Here is an 18,811-nt window from a genome sequence, read left to right on the forward strand (position 1 = left end):
GAGTAGCCTGGGGCTACTCCAACACTACCTTTTCGTATTTAGGATATTTTACCTCATAGGTTAGTATTTTTTCAGTTTGTTGTCTGGACATGAGGTCCATTTCCCAACTTATTATCCCTGTTCGCTCTTCCAAAATACCATCAGATATTTCTTCTGTGGAAACAGTGATCTGATTAATTGCAGGAATGGGAATCTGATCAAAAATGGTTAGGTTAATTCCATAATCTTTTTCATTTCTGATTTTAATCTTGAATGATCGGGTTTCGGCTTTATTACTACCAAATGACCTCATTTTGGTGAATTCCTGGATTGCCTCTCTTTCTATAGTTATTGACTTATCTCTACCAAGAGAGATATCCAAAGTATCACTAAATGCCTTTGGATCGAGAATGGTGGTTCCAACAAAAGTCCCTTCGAAGAATAAGTTGGCTTCTCCTTCCAACAAATTGAATTGACCCCAATCTGTTAGTTGTGAAATCAAAAACGCATCAGGATCAATTTTGGGTATAGCATAATACTGATATTTTGCTTCTAATTGATGGTTTTTAATATCCACAGTAAGTTTTTCTCCAGTCGTTTTTACTGAATAAGGATCATCTACCTTGAAAACAAATGATGTTGTTTTTTGAATAGTAGAGGTGGTAATGGTTTCTGCTTTGGGTTTGCTAAAAGATCTAGCACCTCCATAGCCATAACCGCTTACCACAACCTCTTGAAGTTCTGTAACACCTCCTAAAACAGCATCAATATTTGATCTGTTACCAACCTTCACTTCTTGTGTTTCGAATCCTACGTAAGAGATCACTAAAATATCATCTCCCGAAACAGTGAGTTGGTACCGTCCTTCTAAATCCGTTGTAGTTCCCCTAGTTGTTCCTTTAATAACCACATTTACACCAGGAAGAGGCTCCCCTGAATCATCTGTTAAAACACCGGAAACTACACGATAGGCATTGTTGTCATAATAAAGAGCATTAGGATTGCTGTAATCCCGATCTCGAAAAACGGTATTTCTTTCGTAATTGAGATACCATGGTTTCAAATTTGGAAGAACTCCACTTTGATTTGGATCAGCGGTAGATAATTGAAGGGTTATATTGTCCCAATCCACTCCTGTATTCTGATATACATCAGCTTTATATTCTAACAATAATGGAGATTCTACATTTTCGACTCGTATATCATATTTCGGAAACCAACCCGCATTCTTGACTGGATATGATATTTCAAATTCACCAGAGGTGTTTTTTGCAGATTTAACCTTAATGAAAATCTCAGAAGTTGGCTGTTCTTTTCTTGATGAAATCATATTTATTTGATTTTCAAGAGCTTGCTTTTCCTCCTTCAGCTGCTTCATATCTAGCGAATTTTCTAATGACTTTTTCTTAATGTCTAAGATTTGATTTTCATAGAACTTAACAGCTTCGCTTAGCTCACTAATCGACACACCATTATCACCGCTTAAATCCTTGTTGGCGTTTAGCAGGCTATGTTTTTCTCTTAGTACTTCTTGACTATTCTGAATGGTAGAAATTTTAAATTCTAGTTTTTCAATGACTAAGATTAAGCTATCAACCTGTTTGTTTTTCCTTAATTCATTCAAATAATTCAACTTATGATTTACTGAGAGAATAACAAACATCCCAGTTGCTTTAACACTGATACTTTTGGGATTGACAAATGGCGATAACCCCTTCACCTTAATCAAGGTTTCACCTTGTGGAATACTAATTGAGCCCTTTCGGATGATTTGAGCCCCATTAATATATACTGTGACCTCTTCAATTTTTGTAGGCAGCACTTTTTTTGTGACTGACTGGCACTGACTAACTTCTACAGTAATAATCAACACCAAGAACATAATTTTTTTCATAACCTTTTTGCATTGAGATGCAGGTGGTCATGAAATTCCATAAAGCTCCTTACAAAAACCTCACATCCTCAACCTCCCCTTTCCCAATCTCTTTTTCAATTAACTCAATGATTTGAGCTTTGGAGTTTTGCATTTCGCTTTTTAATGGGGCTGAAGAGAGCTTCACAAAGAGCGTTTTTTGATTAAAGAACATTTTAGTTGTACGTGAGGCGATGGTCTTGCCCATGATTTTTTCCCAATCAGCAATGACTTGCTTTTGTTTATAGGTATGCTCCAGGTTTTCTTCTTTGAGAAATCCCTGAAAGGCATTACGGAAACTTTTGATTGGGTCTTCCTTCATTCTACATCCAATATTAGTAAACAATTCCTCCCTTGAGGGAGGTTAGGAGGGTGTTTTTTGCTGATCGGCTAAAACACCCCTGTAGTCCCGTAACGACGGACCGCCTCAAGGGGACATTTATAATTCAATAAAATTCACCTCTTTCTCCTTTTTAAAAAGCACCTTACTTCGATCCTTCCTCGCATCCGTGATAAAAATTTGCTGAAACCGGTCATGGTCCAACAAGAGAGAAACCAGCAGCTCGATTCTAGAGTCATCCAGTTTATCAAAAATATCATCAAGCAAGAGAAGTGGCTTTTTGCCGGTTTTTTCTTTTAAGAAATCATAAAGAGCAAGTTTGAGTGCAATGATGAACGTTTTTTGCTGCCCCTGAGAGCCAAACTTTTTAATCAGTTCCCCATCCAGTAAAAACTCAAAATCATCTTTATGGCTACCCATCAGGGTACGCTGCATGATCTGATCCTTTTGAGCATTGGCTTTGAATCGACCCTCAAAACCCTCTGTAACGTGTGTTTTAAAATTCAATCCCGGCACTTCACCACCTTCATGAAGATCTGCGTAGTTTTTTTGAAGAAATGGAAGAAACACCTCCTTCATTTCCTGCCGCTTGTTGGAAATGTCGACTGCCAGCGGAATTAACTGGTCATCGTACGTTTCAAGCAGCTTTTTATTGAGACTTCTTCCGTCCTCGATTTTAAGCAGGCTGTTTCGTTGTTTCAGTACTTTGTTGTACTTGAGAAGTGATTTCAAGTATTCCCCGTCAAACTGAGAAAGCGCCCCATCAAAAAACTTTCGCCTTTCCTCGCTACCCTCTTTAATCATGGAAGTGTCATCCGGAAGCACAATAACAAGCGGTACTTTTCCTATTACATCACTTAATCGCTCCGGTTCTTGCCCATCTATTTTGAGCGTTTTTACTTTTCCTTTTTCAAACTGAATTGCGATTGTCAATTCTTCATATGTGCCAAAAAGCGTAAATGCCCGTTCATCGTGGGTGATTGCGAGTCGGTCCTGAGAACCAACTGCACTCTTTGTAAAGGATAAATAGTAAATGGCGTCAAGCAGATTGGTTTTGCCTACCCCATTTTTACCCAACACACAATTGATCCTTTCTCCAAACTCGAAAGAGGATTCGGGGTGGTTTTTGAAGGAAGTAAGTTTTAAGCCCTTTAGGATCATTTCTAACAAATTAAATCCCCTCCCGGGAGGGGTTGGGGTGGGTTTTTACAACACATTTTATTCAAAAATGACAGCTTTAAAGTTACCCACCGTTCCACGTCGGCTCTTTCTCCTCCGAGGAGGAGACTAATCGTGTCATTTTTGAATATCGGAATATCTGGAAGCAGATAAAGGCAAATCTTTTCAACTCACCCTGTTTTACGCTAATTTCGCTATCCGTTTAGCAAAGTAAATCAAACAATTGGGTCCTATGGCGGCTAAAAAGACAACAAAAAAATCAGGTGAGTTTTCGAAAGAGCAGTACATGGAGTGGTTTCGCTCAATGCAGCTCATGAGGAGGTTTGAGGAAAAGGCAGGTCAGCTATATGGTCAGCAGAAAATTCGAGGATTTTGCCACTTGTATATCGGGCAAGAAGCATGTGCTTCAGGAGCTGTTTCAGCATTGGAAAAAGATGACAAATGGATCACGGCGTATAGAGACCATGGTCATCCATTAGCATTGGGGACCGATCCGGGGCGAGTGATGGCAGAGCTTTATGGAAAAGCTACTGGCGTTTCCAAAGGAAAAGGTGGATCCATGCACATGTTTGATAAGGAGGTAAACTTCATTGGCGGTCACGGAATTGTTGGCGCTCAGATTCCTTTAGGAGCAGGAATTGGGTTTGCCGAGCAATATAAAGGAACAAAAAGCTTATGTATCTGCTATATGGGGGATGGAGCAGTTCGTCAGGGAGCTTTGCACGAGGCATTCAATATGGCTATGACCATGAAAATGCCGGTGATCTTTGTAGTTGAGAACAATGGATATGCAATGGGAACTTCCGTACAGCGAACATCGAATGTTACGGATTTGTACACGTTGGCAGAAGCCTATGATATGCCTTCTGAGCCGGTTGATGCTATGAAGGTGGAGGATGTTCATAACTCGGTGGCCAAAGCCGCGGCGAGAGCACGAAAAGGTGATGGACCGACATTCTTAGAATTTCGGACGTATCGATTTAAAGGTCACTCCATGTCCGATCCGGCAAAATACAGAACCAAAGAGGAGCTTGAAGAATACAAGAATCAGGATCCGATCGAGCAGGTGAAACAAACAATCATCAAGAACAAATGGGCCACTGAAGACGATCTTAAAGAAATTGATAAAGAAATTAAGGAACAGGTACAGAAAGCAGTTGATTTTGCAGAAGAATCACCATGGCCGGAAGCCTCTGAAGCATACACAGACAATTATGTTGAGAATGACTACCCATTTGTCAACACATAATTAGCTGAGAGTCTTATACATCTGAACAAAAAATATATCTTTGCGACCGCATTTTTTATCGGCAATTATGAATGATGCCGGATTATGTTGAAATGCTGGAGAAAAAAATTAAGATTTTAGAATAAAATGGCAAAAGGAAAAAAGAAAGACGATGGTATTGAGATCCTGGAAGATCCAAATGCAATCGTTGAAAAAGCCAATGAGTTTTTTAGCAGCAAGCGAAACAAGGCAATGGTCTTTGGTATCGGTGGCGTTATTGCGCTATTGATTGTGGGCTTTGCAGGCTATAACTACTACATCACTAACCAAAACCAAACCGCTCAGGAAGAGTTGTTTCAAGCGCAATTCTATTTTGATGCTGATAGCTTAGGACTTGCGCTTAATGGAGATGGCAACAGCTATGGTTTCCTTGAAATCATTGAAGAGTTCCCAGGGACAAATGCAGCTAACTTATCCAGATTTTATGCGGGAGCATCATTCCTTAAGCAGGGTGATTTTGATGGAGCAGTACGTCAGCTGAAAGAATTTAGCAGCGATGATTATCTGCTCCAGGGCAGAGCATACTCATTGATTGGTGATGCATACATGGAAATGGATGATTTTTCAAATGCAATTTCTTCTTACAAGCAGGCAGTTGATTACAAAAAGAATGAGTCATTCACTCCGATCTACCTAAAGAAACTAGCCATTGCGCAGGAGCAGAATGGTAGTTTGGCAGCAGCAGCCGGAACATATGGAGTGATCGTATCGGACTATCCAAACTCTGCACAGATCCACGATGCGAAAAAGCAAAAAGCCAGACTGGAGGCTTTAGCACAATAAAAAGAACTTAAATTTATAGAAGATGCCATCTCATTTGAGATGGCATTTTTTGTTTGGTCTAATGCTAAAACATCCCCCTAACCCCTTCAAAGGGGGAATATCCCCTTGAGGCGGTTCGACGCTTCGAGATTATAGGGGTGTTAACTAAGGGATCTTTTTTATTTGTAGAAACTTCATTCTCTTTACACCATGTCATCAGCAGATAAAAACCTCAGCGACGTTAAAATCAGCACATCGATAGACGTCAGCAAATTCAAATTTGGTATTGTAGTAGCCGAATGGAATGAGCAAGTGACCGAATCGCTTTACTCAGGAGCCTATCAAACCCTGACAGGCGCAGGAGCAACTCGTGACAATATCGAACGAATAAATGTGCCGGGTACCTTTGAACTAAGCATTGGTGGTCAATGGATGGCTGAGCGGAAAGACATAGATGCAGTGATTTGCTTAGGCTGTGTAATTCAGGGCGAAACCCGTCACTTTGATTTCATCTGCGATGCAGTGGCTAATGGCATTACAAATGTTTCTTTGAAATACAATAAGCCGGTCATTTTCGGAGTACTCACTCCGGATACCATGAAGCAAGCACTAGATAGAGCCGGAGGGAAACACGGCAACAAAGGAGATGAAGCGGCCGCAACTGCAATAAAGATGCTTGGGGTAAAGCCATCTTAAAAGCTGCTGATTATTCCAACTTTTTACATGAATTTTTTGTAGAAGCTGTCTACAGTTTTACTGAATTCATCGTGTCTTTTAGTTCGGAATTTATTTAGATACTCGTTGGTCTCATTATACTCGCTTATTGCAGCATTATACTCCTGCACAGCATTGTTATACTCGTCTACATCTTTTTGGGTTAGCTGACTCTGTTTTTTAGATTCCATGTTCTTAGTCAAAGTTTCAAATCGATCTTTTTTGGCATAAAAATCTATTTGTTTTGGCATATACCTGACGGCCTCACCATAATAAAATTCAAGCATCTTAAAGCAGGCATCTTTTAAAGAATTATCGTTCTTAAACGACCCAATGTTTTTTAATTCTTCTGTTCCTTCTTTGGACACAAGTTCTAAGGTTTGTCTAAACTGTTCCATATCACCCACACTCCCATTAGAAAGGGCATTAATCATTTCACCCTCATAGAAGTTGCTTTTGAAAAATATGAGATAAATTTTATTGTAGTATTCTATTACTTCCCCTGCATTGTTCAGTTTTTTTGAGATGCGGGAGCTACTTTCTCTTAGGGTAATATTATGCTTTGCAACATATTCATCCTGAGCAGCGGTCAAAGCAGCCGATGCAGAATCCATCTTTTTATTAGTTCGTTCTTTCGTTAGTAAATAGGCCTCCATTGCATCATAAGAATCTTCAGCAACTTTCTCCATGTCAACTATTTTCTTATAATTATTATTGATCATGTTGTATGTTAGGCTCAGGTAATTTGTATAAGCCTGTTTAAGGGAGTTATCTCCTTGATAGACGGGAACTTTACTCACATTGTACTTTGCTTTTCTTAGCGTAGCTGCTAGTTCACTTCTTCGTTTCTCAAGTTTATTGGCATTTTTCCCTCTGGACGCCTGCCTGATATAGTCCCAGGTATCCTTGTTTATTTGATCATAATCTATAGAAAGTCTGTTCAGGTGCTCTACAGGAGAGTTTTGGCCAAATGTGGTAATAGATATCAGAAGTAAAGCGAATAGTTTTAGTGGCTTCATTTAGTTGTTTTAGTTAGTCTAATCCAATCCTCAAATATTTGAAATACTTCTTTAAGAAGCACATCTTTTTGCTTGTTATTCCTAATGCGATTGCTTTCTTCAATAAAAGCTTCGTTTTCTTCTGTGGTTTCTATTTCAAAATGAGAATGAGGTTCAGGCTGAAATGATTGCAGTTTTTGGTACGGGCTTTCAAATTTTTCAAAATTTAGTGAGATTCCGTAGTTATTGGTAAGCTTCATTTTCAAGTCATCTCTTACCCTTTTTATATGCTTAAGCTCATCTCTCTTACTCGATAGTGTTCGTAAGCTATCAATTGGCTCAACTCTATATTTTAATTGACGGAATTTTCGGCTCCTTCCATGATTCAATACAAAGGGATAATTTTCTTCACTAACAATTGCTTTGCTTAATACCGAAGGGAGCAAAATATCCGGAATGACTCCAACACCTTGATAGCTGGAACCATCGAATCGATAGGTCTTAATGCTTGTAATGGAAACTACTCCTTGAGTATCTCGCGCGTATTTAGTTTTAACCGGGAGGAGAGTTTGGCCCGTAGCTTTTCCGAAAGTCGGAGAACCTACCACCAGAGAATTGGGATATTTCTGCATTGTTGAAGCAACCAGTTCTGAGGCTGAGGCAGATAAACTGTTAACAAGAAAAATAATTTTGCTGTCAATGACTTTTCCTCGTTTAGTATCCTTTATGAGTTTCCCCTCAGGGTTTTCCTGATCTACTATGGTAAATAAGGGGCCGTAATCAATAAAATACCCTAGTAAATCAGCAGCCTCTTTTACGGATCCACCACCATTATTTCTTAGGTCAAGAATTAAACCATCTACTGATTTTTTCTTCAGCTCCAATAATATCAATGCCAAATCTTCTGCTGCACTTCTACTATCCAGGGTATACTTACTATAAAAGCTTGGAAACTGTACATATCCAACATTGATGTTTTCATTAGACAGAATGAAAAAGTATGTATGATTCAAATGATTGTTTACAATGCCCTTGGTTAGTTTAACTCTTCGGAATTGGAAGTCTTCACTGGATTTTGATTCGAACTCAATCTCAGTATTTCTGTCACCATAGAAAAACTCATTAAGCATTTCATCTGAAATGCATGCAGGAGCTAATAATTGATCATTGATTAGAATTTTTGTTATTTCATCACCAACACTTATATCCTCATTGTAGCTGGCTTGACTGAATGGCATGATGTCAGAGATAAATAATTTATTTCCATCCTTGCTTATTCGTATGCCAGTGCCATATGATTCTGAGGATAAACTTTCAACGAAGAGATTACTTTCCTGTTTTGACAGGAATTCAGAATGCGGATCAAAACTTTTACAGTAAGCGCTCAAGTAAGCTCGAAGCACATAATTAGTCAATGTCTCATCTTTCAGGAGCTGATTTAAGTAACAAATACTTGATGCTAACTCATCTGAAAATTTCTGATTGAGAATTGAATTTAAGTAGGCTTTTGTATTCGCTTCTAGCAAAGAGTCATCTTGACTTCTTAGTAGAACTTCATATTTTAGATACCTGACCCACCGATCTTTAAGCTCTTCGTCATCTACTGAAAACTGGGCTGAATCGTAATTAATATCAAAATAAACTGAATCATCCTTATAAAAGTCCACCTCATCGATTGACTCTAAAACCTTTAAAGTAGATTTTAAACGAGAATCAACCAATGTTCGGATTTCCTCAAGTTGTGTCCTTGTAAAATTCTGGCTAAGATTAAATTCACTTAGATTTTTTCGAATTTCTTCAGCTTCCCATTTTGTTAAATACCGTTCTTCCGGATCAATTTGATTTAACAATTGAGTGGCAAACCTGTTTTTAATTTCTGGGAAGAGCCTTTTGTACTCAACATGGTTCTGACTAAAAAGCTTATCTACAGCATTTATTAACTGGACATCATCTGTTGAGTAATGTTGCGATTTGGTTGTAAGGAAAGTCAGTGAAACTAATAGAATCAGTAAAAACCTCATTGCATCAATCAGCCGTTTAAAAACATGGGGTTATTGGCTTATCCAAAATCCGCTTAAAAATAAGAAGCTTTTTTCATGGTGTGCTTAGCAGTATCCTAAACCTCACCGTATCCTTAAACATCATTTTCTGATAGCCATCAATGGTCAGCGAGTTGAGAATTCCGTTTTCAAAAATCATTTCAATCTCACGATGGTGCACGTAGACATCTTTGTCTTCGTGAAAGGTTGCTGCGATACGTTTGTAATTTTCACCACTCTTAGAGTATTTCACCTTTTTCAATGCACCATTTTCTTCAGCACCAAGTGTTAATATTTGGAGGTCACCTTCAGAACTCTTTTCAAACGCACCCACATATTCAGGTTGATTGGGGTTGATTTCTTTCAAGAAAGAGAGCTCCTCAGCCCACTTTGTTGAATCCATATTCATAGCATGCACTTCGCTTTTTCCTTCGAGCCAGGCCTCTTTTTTGATTTTGGTCTGTCCCAACATTTTCACCTGCTGAGTCATTAGCTGCTCAAAGTCAGGATACTCCGGAATAGCCACTGATTCAGGTTTCAGTTTCTGACAGCTTGCCAGTACTAAAAGCAGCACTAAAATTTTCAAATCAACTAATCGACTCATCTTCAAATTAAAACCTCTCCGGTCATCTCTTTGGGAACATCCACACCCATGAATTGTAGCATGGTAGGAGCCAAATCTCCCAGTTTTCCACTTTTGAGATCACCTTTAAACTCCTTGTCAACCACAATAAATGGGACAAGGTTCGTGGTGTGTGCGGTGTTAGGTGTTCCATCTGGGTTAATCATCATATCCGAGTTGCCATGATCAGCGATTATAATGGATAGGTAGTCATTTTCCAGGGCAGAATTAACCACCGACTCAGTGCAGCTATCCACTGTTTCACATGCTTTAACTGCTGCTTCAAAAACACCCGTATGTCCCACCATATCCGGATTAGCAAAATTGAGACAGATAAAGTCGGCAGATTGATTCTTTAATTCAGGAATAATTTTATCACGAATATCATGGGCGCTCATTTCCGGTTGCAAGTCATAGGTGGCCACTTTTGGTGAAGGGCATAACAGTCGGGTTTCACCGTCAAAAGGTTCCTCACGGCCTCCGGAAAAGAAGAAAGTCACATGCGGGTACTTCTCTGTTTCGGCAATACGTATTTGCTTCTTTTTATTTTTTTCCAAAACCTCACCCATTGTCATGGTTAGGTTTTCTTTTCCATACATCACGTGAACACCTTTAAATGAAGCATCATAATTTGTCATTGTGACGTAGTGAAGATTCATTTTTTTCATTTCATGATCCGGAAAATCCTTTTGGGTTAACGCTTGAGTGATTTGCCTTCCTCTGTCTGTACGGAAGTTGAAGCAAAGCACCACATCTCCCTCCTGTATTTTGGCATTAGCGCAGATGATTGGCTTTAAAAACTCATCTGTCACTCCTTCCATGTATGATTCTTCCATTGCGCGAAGTGGATCCTGTACTTTCTTTCCCTCCCCGTGTACCATAGCATCATAGGCCAGCTTCACACGTTCCCAACGATTGTCTCGGTCCATCGCAAAGTACCGACCTGTTATTGTTGCCAATGTTCCGGTAGTTTCTGCCATGTGATGTTGCAAATCCCGAATGTATCCAACTCCGCCTTTCGGATCGGTATCCCGTCCATCCGTAAATGCATGTATATAAACATCATCAAAATCTTCTTGATGAAATGAAGAAAGCAACCCCTTCAGATGGTTGATGTGTGAGTGAACCCCTCCATCTGAAACAAGACCAATCAAATGAATGGGCTTTTTATTTTCACGGGCATATCCCAAAGCAGACTTTAGTGTTTCATTTTCTGCAATGGAGCCATCGTTTACCGCATTACTGATTTTCACTAAATCCTGGTAGACCACTCTCCCTGCACCGATGTTCATATGCCCAACTTCAGAATTGCCCATTTGCCCTTCCGGCAAACCGACCGACAACCCGGATGCTTCAAGCGTGCTGTTTGGGTACTCCTGAAACATTCGGTCCATAAATGGTGTTTTAGCTTTTTCGATTGCGGAGACAGATGTATCCTTGGCAATGCCCCAGCCATCAAGAATTAGAAGAATGACTTTCTTGTTCATTTGGCAAATATAGAAGGGTCATTTTTTGAATGTCGTTCATCTAATGAATAAATTGGGCATGGTTTTTACTACATTATGTACGAAGATTTAAGTGGAAGCCTTTGGCATTCCATTTGACTATTAAAAAACTAAGTATGAAAACGCTAATCCTTATTTTCACTTTATTGCTTTATCCAACTCAGGATGAGACGATGAAAGATATCGGGACGGCAATGAAGGCTGGGAGCTCAAAGGAGCTGATCAAGTTTTGCAACAACACGGTAGAAATCAAGATTAATGGTGAAAGCTCCAACTATAGCAGGTCACAGGCGGAGGTTATTTTGAGAGACTTTTTCAATAAAAACTCTCCAAAAAGCTTTACCTATATCCACCAGGGCTCTTCACCGGAGGGATTAAAGTACACGATTGGTCGTTATACGCATAACGATGGGGCCTATAGAGTCGTTATGTTCATTAAGAAAATAGGCGACAATTACCTCATTGATACTTTGAATTTCAGTCAGGAGTAGCTTATTTCGCCGTTCTTCGCCTGAATTTTTTAAATCCGCCACTTTATGAATTTACCATATTTGACCACAAAAAATATCAATGCATTTATAAAGAATGCCCTCGCTGAAGACATAGGCAATGGCGATCATTCTTCTTTGGGTTCTATTACGGAAGATGCCAGAAGCAAGGCACACCTGATTATTAAAGACGATGGGATTATTGCCGGTGTGGAGCTGGCTGAAAAAATCTTTAATCATGTCGATTCTAACTTAAATATAGAATTCAACAAAAAGGACGGTGATCCAATTGAAAATGGTGAAATCGGGTTTTCAGTGGAGGGAAGCTCCAGATCAATACTTTCATCCGAAAGACTTGTGCTAAACTGCCTACAACGCATGAGCGGAATTGCTACCTATACCCACCATATGAATCAACTCATTAAAGGGACAAAAGCTCGTCTTCTTGATACAAGGAAAACAACTCCACTCTTTCGAATGGCAGAGAAGTGGGCTGTTGTCATTGGCGGAGGAGTCAATCACCGGTTTGGTCTTTATGACATGGTGATGCTCAAGGACAACCATATTGATTTTGCAGGTGGGGTGAAAAACGCCATTAATCAGACGGTCGATTACCTGGAAAAAAACGATTTGAAACTCAATATTGAGGTAGAGGTGCGGAGCTTGAAAGAGTTGGATGAGGTATTGGCAGTAGGAAAGGTACACCGGGTCATGCTTGATAACATGCTTCCGTCAGACATTAGACAAGCGATAAAAATGATAGGTGGGCGATTTGAAACGGAGGCGTCCGGAGGGATCACAGAAAAAACCATCGCAGAGATCGCTGAAACGGGGGTAGATTTTATCTCTGTTGGAGCTCTTACACACTCATATAAGAGCTTAGATATGAGTCTTAAGGCCATTTAACTCTATATTCGCGGTAGAATCATTTTAGCAGAAGAAAAGAGCGATTGAGTCATGATAGTTAGGACAAAGAAATACCAGCTTCCCACCAAAAAATATATCGGAATAGCACTTAAATCCACATTAAAGCAACAATGGTGGGTGTTTTTAATATATGCAGCTATTTGTTCGGGATACTTTCTGGCACCAAATCATTGGTGGATCACAGGAGCTACCATTGCCTTGGCACTTTATTTCCTTTTCTGGTTGATTCAGTTTGCAGGAATTACCCAGCTTGAGCAGGGCAAGTTTATGTTTCAAAAACTTTCTTATGAAATTTCGTCTCAGCAGATTCTCATTAAAATGAACGCCAAGCAAGGCATGCCAATGAAGTGGGACCAGATCAAAAGGGCCAAAAAAGGCAAGGATGGGTTTACATTCTTTGCGAGCAAAGCTCAATTGATACACTTACCTTTTAAGACCTTTAACAACGATAATGAGATTCGCTTCATTGAGACGGTACTGAAGCGAAAAGGATTTATAGCAGAAAAATAAGGGATGGCTCGAAACCTGGGCATCAAAGAAGCGAAACAGCGGGCCGGAAGGTTTTGCGCTTTTCGTGAACGATCGCCAAATGAGCTATTAGAAAAAATACAAAGCTGGGGACTTTCTGAAGAGTCAGCGGCAAAGCTGGTTGCCGAATTAACTAAGGAAGGGTTTGTAGATGAGCAGCGGTTTGCAAATGCCTATTGCAACGATAAGTTCGAGTTTAACTCCTGGGGGAAAAACAAGATCAAAGCAAGTATCTATTCCCACAAACTCTCTAGCACTGCCCTGCAGGAAGCATTGGATCGAATCGACCCGGAGAAATATGCTGAGAGATTATTTGATCTGGCGAAAACAAAATGGGAGCGGCTTTCCAGTGAAGAGAAGCTAAAACGAAAGCAAAAGACAGTCTCATACCTCGCCAACAAGGGATTTGAGCAGGATTTAATATGGGCAGCCATTGAAAAGCTGGAAGCGGAAAGTCTTTGATATTACTTTTTCTGTTTTTTTAAAATCTGTACGCTGGAAAATCCGTAAGTTTATTCTTCATAACAACATTTTATGCTTCGTACATCAGCTAAGGAACTACTGTCACAACTCGATACCATTATTGCCACATGTAGTGAGGAAGATTTTTCAAAACCACTTGAGGAGCTGAGTGGATCTACATTTGGTCAGCATGTGCGACACACGCTCGAGTTTTTCATCTGTCTTTATGATGCAAGAAATGATGGGTTGGTTAATTATGACCAGCGCCAGCATGATACAATGATAGAAACAGATCGGAAACTGGCCAGGTCTGTAGTGGCATCCATCCAAGAGTTTTTAGATAGAAATACGCGGGATTTCACATTGACTTTTGAGGCTAATTACAGTGAAATAGAAGGGGATGACCTTCAAATGCAAAGTAGCTTTTATCGGGAGCTTGCTTATAACATCGAGCATGCGATTCATCACATGGCTCTACTCAAGGTGGCCATCAAACAATCCCTTCAGTATATTCCGCTTCCTGAAAATTTCGGCGTAGCAAGCTCTACCATTCGCTACAGGGAAAGCACAAAAGCAAACCAATAAGCTTGAAGAAATTTTTGATTCGATTGAAAAATTGGGAGTACTGGCCGTTCTCTATCCTGTATTTTCCTGTGTTCTTTTATTTCGGGTGGCTTGCACTAAAGCATCGATCGTTTTTCTTTTTCACTGCGTCAAATCCAAGCATCGAGTTTGGTGGCATGTTCGGGGAAAAGAAGTCGGATATCTTCGAATTGATTCCCGATGAGTGGATTCCTGAAACCAAACTTGTCTCAAAAGGAGACCTAGAACGAGCATCCTATCTGGGAGAACAGATTGGCTTTCCATTAATAGCCAAGCCAGACATTGGTGAGCGAGGAATCTGGGTATCTAAACTTTATAACCAGCAAGACTTACAAAAATATGTAAGAGGTTGTCCGGTAGATTTTCTCTTGCAAGAGCTCATTGATTTACCCTTAGAACTGGGCGTTTTCTTTGTAAAGTATCCGGGTGAAAAAGGTCAGGTATCCTCCATAGTTAGAAAAAGTTTTATGACTGTAACTGGTGATGGAAAAACAACGATCAGAGTGCTTCTTGAGAAGGATGAGAGAGCTTTGATGACCACCGATTTGGAAAGTGATCACATGAAATTGATTGGCTCCAACATTCCAAAAATGGGAGAAAAAGTGCTTATCGAGCCAATTGGAAATCACTGTAGAGGCACGAAATTTCTAAATGACAATCATGAAATTGATGAGGCTTTAAATGCTGTTTTTAATAACATTTCAGACCGGATTCCTGATTTCTATTTTGGAAGGTATGATTTGAAGTGTAAATCTTATGAAGACCTGAGGGAACTCAAAAACTTCAAAATTCTGGAGTTGAATGGGGCCGGGGCTGAACCGGGTCATATTTATCAGCCGGGTTATTCGTTGATGCAGGCATACCGTGACATCCTTTGGCATCTAAGAGTTTTGTCGGATATTTGCCGCCTCAATCGAAAAATGGGGCATTCCTACTGGAGTTTTAAGCAGGGCTTCAAAAAGTGGAAGGCTCATCAGGAATACAATCGCCTGCTTGGCAAATCATGATTTTACAAACGCTCATTGTTGCTTTCATAGTTAGTTACATAGGTTCTATTCCTCCCGGAACGATCAATGTTTCTGTGATGCAATTAGCGATTCTGAAGAAAAGAAGGGCCGCAATATTTTTTGCTTTTGCTGCATCTTCGATTGAGTTTATTTATGCTGGCATTACCGTGCAGTTTCACATTTTCCTAAACAATAATCAGACGATTTCCAGCTACTTTCAGATCATCACCGCGATCGCACTCATTGGGCTTGGTTTGTTCAACATCTTTTCAAAATCCACATCATCATCCGTTAAAGTAGATACTAAACTTACCGGCAGACACGGATTTGCTCGTGGAATCATTTTAGGATTGCTAAACCCGATGACGATCCCCTTTTGGTTAGCGATAACAACTTACCTTGAAAACGACGATTGGATCAACGTAGACGAATATGGTTTTTGGATGTATTTGATCGGACTTTCGACCGGCACATTTTGTCTATTGCTTACGGTTAATGCTTCAGGCAAACGATTCACCAAAATCGCTGACAACCCTTTCCTGGTTCACAAAGTACCTGGCTTCCTGCTTCTGGGTTTAGGTGTTTACTTTTTGCTGAAGTTGCTGATGTAAATCACCATTCCACCGCTCATAACTATTCTGATAGTATCATTCATTCAATTTCATTAGTATTAAACTCCATGAAGAGATTTAACACGATGAAAAAGCTCATTTTACTCCTTACCATTCTTCCATTTCTAGGATTTTCACAAATAAAAAAAGAACTGGATCACAGCGCCTACAACGAATGGCGAAGTGTAGAAAAACAACTCGTTAGCAACGACGGGACTCATATCGCTTACACACTTAAGCCCAATGGCTATGGCAATGAATCCTTGATGCTTCATCAATTTGATGGCACGCTAGTGCTTGAGCATGATCGGTCTTACAGTCCATCTTTCACGAATAACTCACAGTTTCTGCTCTTCAAGGTTTCTCCGGATTTTGATGAACTAAGGGACTTGAAGAGAAAGAAAACCAAGGAAAAAGATTTGCCGGGAGATACCCTAGCGATTTACAACATTGCCTCAGGAAGTATTGAAAAAATTAGCGGATTAAAGTCGTACAAGGTTCCGAAAGAATGGGACAACTATGTGGTGTATCTGTACGAACCTGCCCCTGACACCACCAAAAAGAAAGAGAAAAAGCGTAGCAAAAAGAATGGATATGACCTGGTTGTAAAGAACCTAAATGATAATTCGGATTTCACATTTTCTTATGTGCTGGATTTTGAAATAGCGGAAGAAGGCGCAGCACTGGCATTAACCACAACAGGTAATGACAGCACGATTGCAGCAGGTGTATATCGATTCGATTTTGATGATAAAATCTTCAAACCGATTTACCGATCAAAAGGAGAATACAGTCAGCTCGCCTGGGATAAAAAGGGTAACCAGCTTTCTTTCATCTCTGACACAGATACCACTAAAGCATTAAAAAGGGATTACCATCTCCATTATTATAAGACAGAATGGGACAGCAGCAAGACTATAGCCAAGAATGAAACTTTAGATAATCTGATCGTCAACAATGATTTTAAGCCCAACTTCTCTGAGTCAGGTAAACGATTGTTCTTTGAGGTAAAGGAATTTCCTGTTTTACAGGACACATCCTTGCTTGATGAGGAAATAGTGAATGTGGAGGTTTGGAACTACCAGGATCAGCGACTTTTTACACATCAGGAAAATGAAAAAAAGGACGACTTGAAGTTTGGTTATCTAAACTATTATGATGTTGAGAGTAACAAACAAATAAAACTGGGTGGACCTGATTACTCAAGGGTGATTGTTAGTGATGAGGGTGATGGGAATACCGCGCTCGCCATGAGCGACTACAATTATCGCAAGCTAATCACCTGGGAAGGGTATACCTTAAATGACCTTTACCGGATCAATTTAAGTACCGGAGAAAAGACCAAAGTGGCTGATGGTGTTCGTGGGTTTGTCCAACTTTCTCCAAAAGGCAAATACGGATATTGGTATAATAACAGTGATTCGTCTTGGTTTACTTATTCTTTTAGCGATGATCAGGTAAGACAAATTACAACAAACAGAGAAGTGCCTTTTTTCAACGAAATTCACGATACTCCATCAGATCCATGGCCATATGGTTTGATGAGTTGGACAGAAAACGATGAGCGGGTACTGATTTATGATCGTTATGATATTTGGGAATTAGATCCTTCAGGCAAAGTGGCTGGGAAACGAATCACTCCGAACGGAAGAGCAGAAAAGTTAACCTATAGATATGTTAAACTCGATAAGGAGGAGCGATTCATCAAAAAGAATCAAAAGCTTTTGCTTTCCGGATTTTATGAGACAGACAAAAGAGAGGCACTCTTTTCATTTACGTATGGAAAAAATAAGCCTACGAAACTCATTTCGGGAGACTTTCAGTATAGCTCTTTTGCCAAAGCGCGAGATAGCAAAAATCTTATTTTCACTCAGGAGAACTTTCAAACATTCCCGGATATTCTTGCTACAGAGGTCTCTTTCGGATCAATTAAGAAAGTCAGTGACATAAACCCGCAACAGAAAGAATATAAATGGGGAACGATTGAACTGGTGAATTGGACTTCACTGGATGGCCAGAAAATGGAAGGTATGTTGGTGAAGCCGGAAGGTTTTGATCCAAGTAAAAAGTACCCAATGATTGTTAATTTCTATGAGAAGAGCTCCAATGGACTTAACCGTCACAGAGAACCATATCCAGGCCGATCTACCATCACCTACAGTTTCTATGCTTCCAGAGGCTACCTGATATTTAATCCAAACGTGAATTATAAAACAGGTTACCCTGGAGAGGACGCTTACAACTGCGTGATTCCGGGGGTGACTTCATTGATTGAAAAAGGATTTGTGGATGAGGATAACGTTGGTGTTCAGGGGCACAGCTGGGGTGGTTACCAGATTGCCCACTTAATTAATGAGACCAATATTTTTAAGTGTGCAGAGTCTGGTGCGCCGGTTGTAAATATGATCAGTGCCTATGGAGGTATTCGATGGGGTTCAGGTTTGAGTCGGATGTTTCAGTATGAGCGCACACAAAGTAGAATTGGTGGATCACTTTGGGAGTATCCTCTTCGCTACATTGAAAACTCTCCTATTTTCTTTGTGGACAAAGTGCAAACACCGGTACTGATAATGCATAATGATGAAGATGGTGCTGTGCCATGGTATCAGGGGATCGAATACTTCGGTGCTTTGAGGAGGTTAGGTAAACCAGCGTGGCTTCTAAACTATAGAGGCGAACCACACTGGCCTGTAAAAGTGCAGAACCGTATTGATTTCAACATCCGAATGGCTCAGTTTTTCGACTATTACTTAAAAGGGGCACCAATGCCCAAATGGATGCGAGATGGTGTTCCGGCTACCGAGCTTGGAATTAATCAGGGATATGAATTGCTTGAGGGCGAATAGT

General features: G+C 40.0%; 18 protein-coding genes. 11 read left to right on the forward strand and 7 right to left on the reverse strand.

The window, feature by feature from the left end; genetic code table 11:
• Positions 1-13 precede the first annotated feature (13 nt).
• From CHB71_RS01330 to recF, 3 genes are all read right to left on the reverse strand, one after another.
• On the reverse strand, positions 14-1,873 hold the full coding sequence (locus tag CHB71_RS01330) for a mucoidy inhibitor MuiA family protein (RefSeq protein ID WP_089355076.1): 1,860 nt from the start codon (positions 1,871-1,873) through the stop codon (positions 14-16).
• A gap of 49 nt (positions 1,874-1,922) precedes the next feature.
• Entirely contained in the window at positions 1,923-2,213 is a 291-nt protein-coding gene (locus CHB71_RS01335; protein WP_089355077.1) for a DUF721 domain-containing protein, read from the reverse strand.
• A gap of 117 nt (positions 2,214-2,330) precedes the next feature.
• The gene (gene recF / locus CHB71_RS01340; protein WP_245811195.1) at positions 2,331-3,392 is read right to left on the reverse strand and encodes a DNA replication/repair protein RecF; all 1,062 of its coding nucleotides are present in this window, start codon (positions 3,390-3,392) and stop codon (positions 2,331-2,333) included.
• Positions 3,393-3,642: 250 nt separating this feature from the next.
• Between recF and pdhA the strand changes: the two genes are divergently transcribed.
• The 3 genes from pdhA to ribH all read left to right on the forward strand — a co-directional run bounded on the left by pdhA (position 3,643) and on the right by ribH (position 6,156).
• Complete coding sequence (gene pdhA / locus CHB71_RS01345; protein ID WP_089355079.1) at positions 3,643-4,659, forward strand: pyruvate dehydrogenase (acetyl-transferring) E1 component subunit alpha; 1,017 nt, start codon at positions 3,643-3,645, stop codon at positions 4,657-4,659.
• Between the two features lie 126 nt (positions 4,660-4,785).
• Positions 4,786-5,481, forward strand: a complete 696-nt coding sequence (locus CHB71_RS01350; RefSeq protein ID WP_089355080.1) for a tetratricopeptide repeat protein — start codon at positions 4,786-4,788, stop codon at positions 5,479-5,481.
• 189 nt (positions 5,482-5,670) lie between these two features.
• A complete protein-coding gene (gene ribH, locus CHB71_RS01355; protein WP_089355081.1) occupies positions 5,671-6,156 on the forward strand; it encodes a 6,7-dimethyl-8-ribityllumazine synthase in 486 nt (161 codons plus the stop codon).
• Between the two features lie 23 nt (positions 6,157-6,179).
• Here ribH and CHB71_RS01360 read toward each other — a convergent pair whose 3' ends face one another.
• The 4 genes from CHB71_RS01360 to gpmI form a co-directional block, all read right to left on the reverse strand.
• Entirely contained in the window at positions 6,180-7,193 is a 1,014-nt protein-coding gene (locus CHB71_RS01360; RefSeq protein ID WP_089355082.1) for an LIC11966 family surface protein, read from the reverse strand.
• Positions 7,190-9,193 (reverse strand): S41 family peptidase, encoded by a 2,004-nt coding sequence (locus CHB71_RS01365; protein WP_089355083.1) that lies wholly within the window; start codon positions 9,191-9,193, stop codon positions 7,190-7,192. Before CHB71_RS01365 ends, CHB71_RS01360 begins: the two co-directional genes overlap by 4 nt.
• 73 nt (positions 9,194-9,266) lie before the next feature.
• Positions 9,267-9,815 carry a hypothetical protein gene (locus CHB71_RS01370; RefSeq protein ID WP_089355084.1) on the reverse strand — a complete coding sequence of 183 codons (549 nt, stop codon included), beginning with the start codon at positions 9,813-9,815 and terminating at the stop codon, positions 9,267-9,269.
• A 2-nt stretch (positions 9,816-9,817) separates the two neighbouring features.
• Complete coding sequence (gene gpmI / locus CHB71_RS01375; RefSeq protein ID WP_089355085.1) at positions 9,818-11,320, reverse strand: 2,3-bisphosphoglycerate-independent phosphoglycerate mutase; 1,503 nt, start codon at positions 11,318-11,320, stop codon at positions 9,818-9,820.
• 134 nt (positions 11,321-11,454) lie between these two features.
• Between gpmI and CHB71_RS01380 the strand changes: the two genes are divergently transcribed.
• The 8 genes from CHB71_RS01380 (at position 11,455) to CHB71_RS01415 (ending at position 18,810) form a co-directional block, all read left to right on the forward strand.
• On the forward strand, positions 11,455-11,829 hold the full coding sequence (locus CHB71_RS01380; protein ID WP_089355086.1) for a DUF4783 domain-containing protein: 375 nt from the start codon (positions 11,455-11,457) through the stop codon (positions 11,827-11,829).
• A 45-nt stretch (positions 11,830-11,874) separates the two neighbouring features.
• The gene (gene nadC / locus CHB71_RS01385; protein ID WP_089355087.1) at positions 11,875-12,732 is read left to right on the forward strand and encodes a carboxylating nicotinate-nucleotide diphosphorylase; all 858 of its coding nucleotides are present in this window, start codon (positions 11,875-11,877) and stop codon (positions 12,730-12,732) included.
• A 51-nt stretch (positions 12,733-12,783) separates the two neighbouring features.
• Positions 12,784-13,263, forward strand: coding sequence for a YcxB family protein (locus CHB71_RS01390; RefSeq protein ID WP_089355088.1), 480 nt, complete (start codon positions 12,784-12,786; stop codon positions 13,261-13,263).
• Between the two features lie 3 nt (positions 13,264-13,266).
• Positions 13,267-13,743, forward strand: coding sequence for a regulatory protein RecX (locus tag CHB71_RS01395; protein WP_089355089.1), 477 nt, complete (start codon positions 13,267-13,269; stop codon positions 13,741-13,743).
• Positions 13,744-13,815: 72 nt separating this feature from the next.
• A complete protein-coding gene (locus CHB71_RS01400; RefSeq protein WP_089355090.1) occupies positions 13,816-14,328 on the forward strand; it encodes a DinB family protein in 513 nt (170 codons plus the stop codon).
• Positions 14,329-14,330: 2 nt separating this feature from the next.
• Positions 14,331-15,353: an ATP-grasp domain-containing protein gene (locus tag CHB71_RS01405; RefSeq protein ID WP_089355091.1), complete on the forward strand. Its 1,023-nt coding sequence runs from the start codon at positions 14,331-14,333 to the stop codon at positions 15,351-15,353.
• On the forward strand, positions 15,350-15,964 hold the full coding sequence (locus tag CHB71_RS01410; protein ID WP_089355092.1) for a LysE family translocator: 615 nt from the start codon (positions 15,350-15,352) through the stop codon (positions 15,962-15,964). The genes CHB71_RS01405 and CHB71_RS01410 overlap by 4 nt, the downstream gene beginning before the upstream one ends.
• A 68-nt stretch (positions 15,965-16,032) precedes the next feature.
• A complete protein-coding gene (locus CHB71_RS01415; RefSeq protein ID WP_089355093.1) occupies positions 16,033-18,810 on the forward strand; it encodes an alpha/beta hydrolase family protein in 2,778 nt (925 codons plus the stop codon).
• Position 18,811 lies beyond the last annotated feature (1 nt).

Source organism: Ekhidna lutea (assembly GCF_900188325.1).
In the GTDB taxonomy this organism is placed as follows: domain Bacteria; phylum Bacteroidota; class Bacteroidia; order Cytophagales; family Cyclobacteriaceae; genus Ekhidna; species Ekhidna lutea.

Bases quoted from the DNA above. Each gene is read 5' to 3' on its own strand.
- CHB71_RS01390 (WP_089355088.1), top strand. From the start codon at position 12,784: ATGATAGTTAGGACAAAGAAATACCAGCTTCCCACCAAAAAATATATC.
- CHB71_RS01350 (WP_089355080.1), top strand. From the start codon at position 4,786: ATGGCAAAAGGAAAAAAGAAAGACGATGGTATTGAGATCCTGGAAGAT.
- CHB71_RS01365 (WP_089355083.1), bottom strand. From the start codon at position 9,193: ATGAGGTTTTTACTGATTCTATTAGTTTCACTGACTTTCCTTACAACC.
- CHB71_RS01415 (WP_089355093.1), top strand. From the start codon at position 16,033: ATGAAGAGATTTAACACGATGAAAAAGCTCATTTTACTCCTTACCATT.
- CHB71_RS01395 (WP_089355089.1), top strand. From the start codon at position 13,267: ATGGCTCGAAACCTGGGCATCAAAGAAGCGAAACAGCGGGCCGGAAGG.
- CHB71_RS01410 (WP_089355092.1), top strand. From the start codon at position 15,350: ATGATTTTACAAACGCTCATTGTTGCTTTCATAGTTAGTTACATAGGT.
- CHB71_RS01360 (WP_089355082.1), bottom strand. From the start codon at position 7,193: ATGAAGCCACTAAAACTATTCGCTTTACTTCTGATATCTATTACCACA.
- recF (WP_245811195.1), bottom strand. From the start codon at position 3,392: ATGATCCTAAAGGGCTTAAAACTTACTTCCTTCAAAAACCACCCCGAA.
- CHB71_RS01400 (WP_089355090.1), top strand. From the start codon at position 13,816: ATGCTTCGTACATCAGCTAAGGAACTACTGTCACAACTCGATACCATT.
- CHB71_RS01330 (WP_089355076.1), bottom strand. From the start codon at position 1,873: ATGAAAAAAATTATGTTCTTGGTGTTGATTATTACTGTAGAAGTTAGT.
- gpmI (WP_089355085.1), bottom strand. From the start codon at position 11,320: ATGAACAAGAAAGTCATTCTTCTAATTCTTGATGGCTGGGGCATTGCC.
- CHB71_RS01370 (WP_089355084.1), bottom strand. From the start codon at position 9,815: ATGAGTCGATTAGTTGATTTGAAAATTTTAGTGCTGCTTTTAGTACTG.
- nadC (WP_089355087.1), top strand. From the start codon at position 11,875: ATGAATTTACCATATTTGACCACAAAAAATATCAATGCATTTATAAAG.
- pdhA (WP_089355079.1), top strand. From the start codon at position 3,643: ATGGCGGCTAAAAAGACAACAAAAAAATCAGGTGAGTTTTCGAAAGAG.
- ribH (WP_089355081.1), top strand. From the start codon at position 5,671: ATGTCATCAGCAGATAAAAACCTCAGCGACGTTAAAATCAGCACATCG.
- CHB71_RS01335 (WP_089355077.1), bottom strand. From the start codon at position 2,213: ATGAAGGAAGACCCAATCAAAAGTTTCCGTAATGCCTTTCAGGGATTT.
- CHB71_RS01380 (WP_089355086.1), top strand. From the start codon at position 11,455: ATGAAAACGCTAATCCTTATTTTCACTTTATTGCTTTATCCAACTCAG.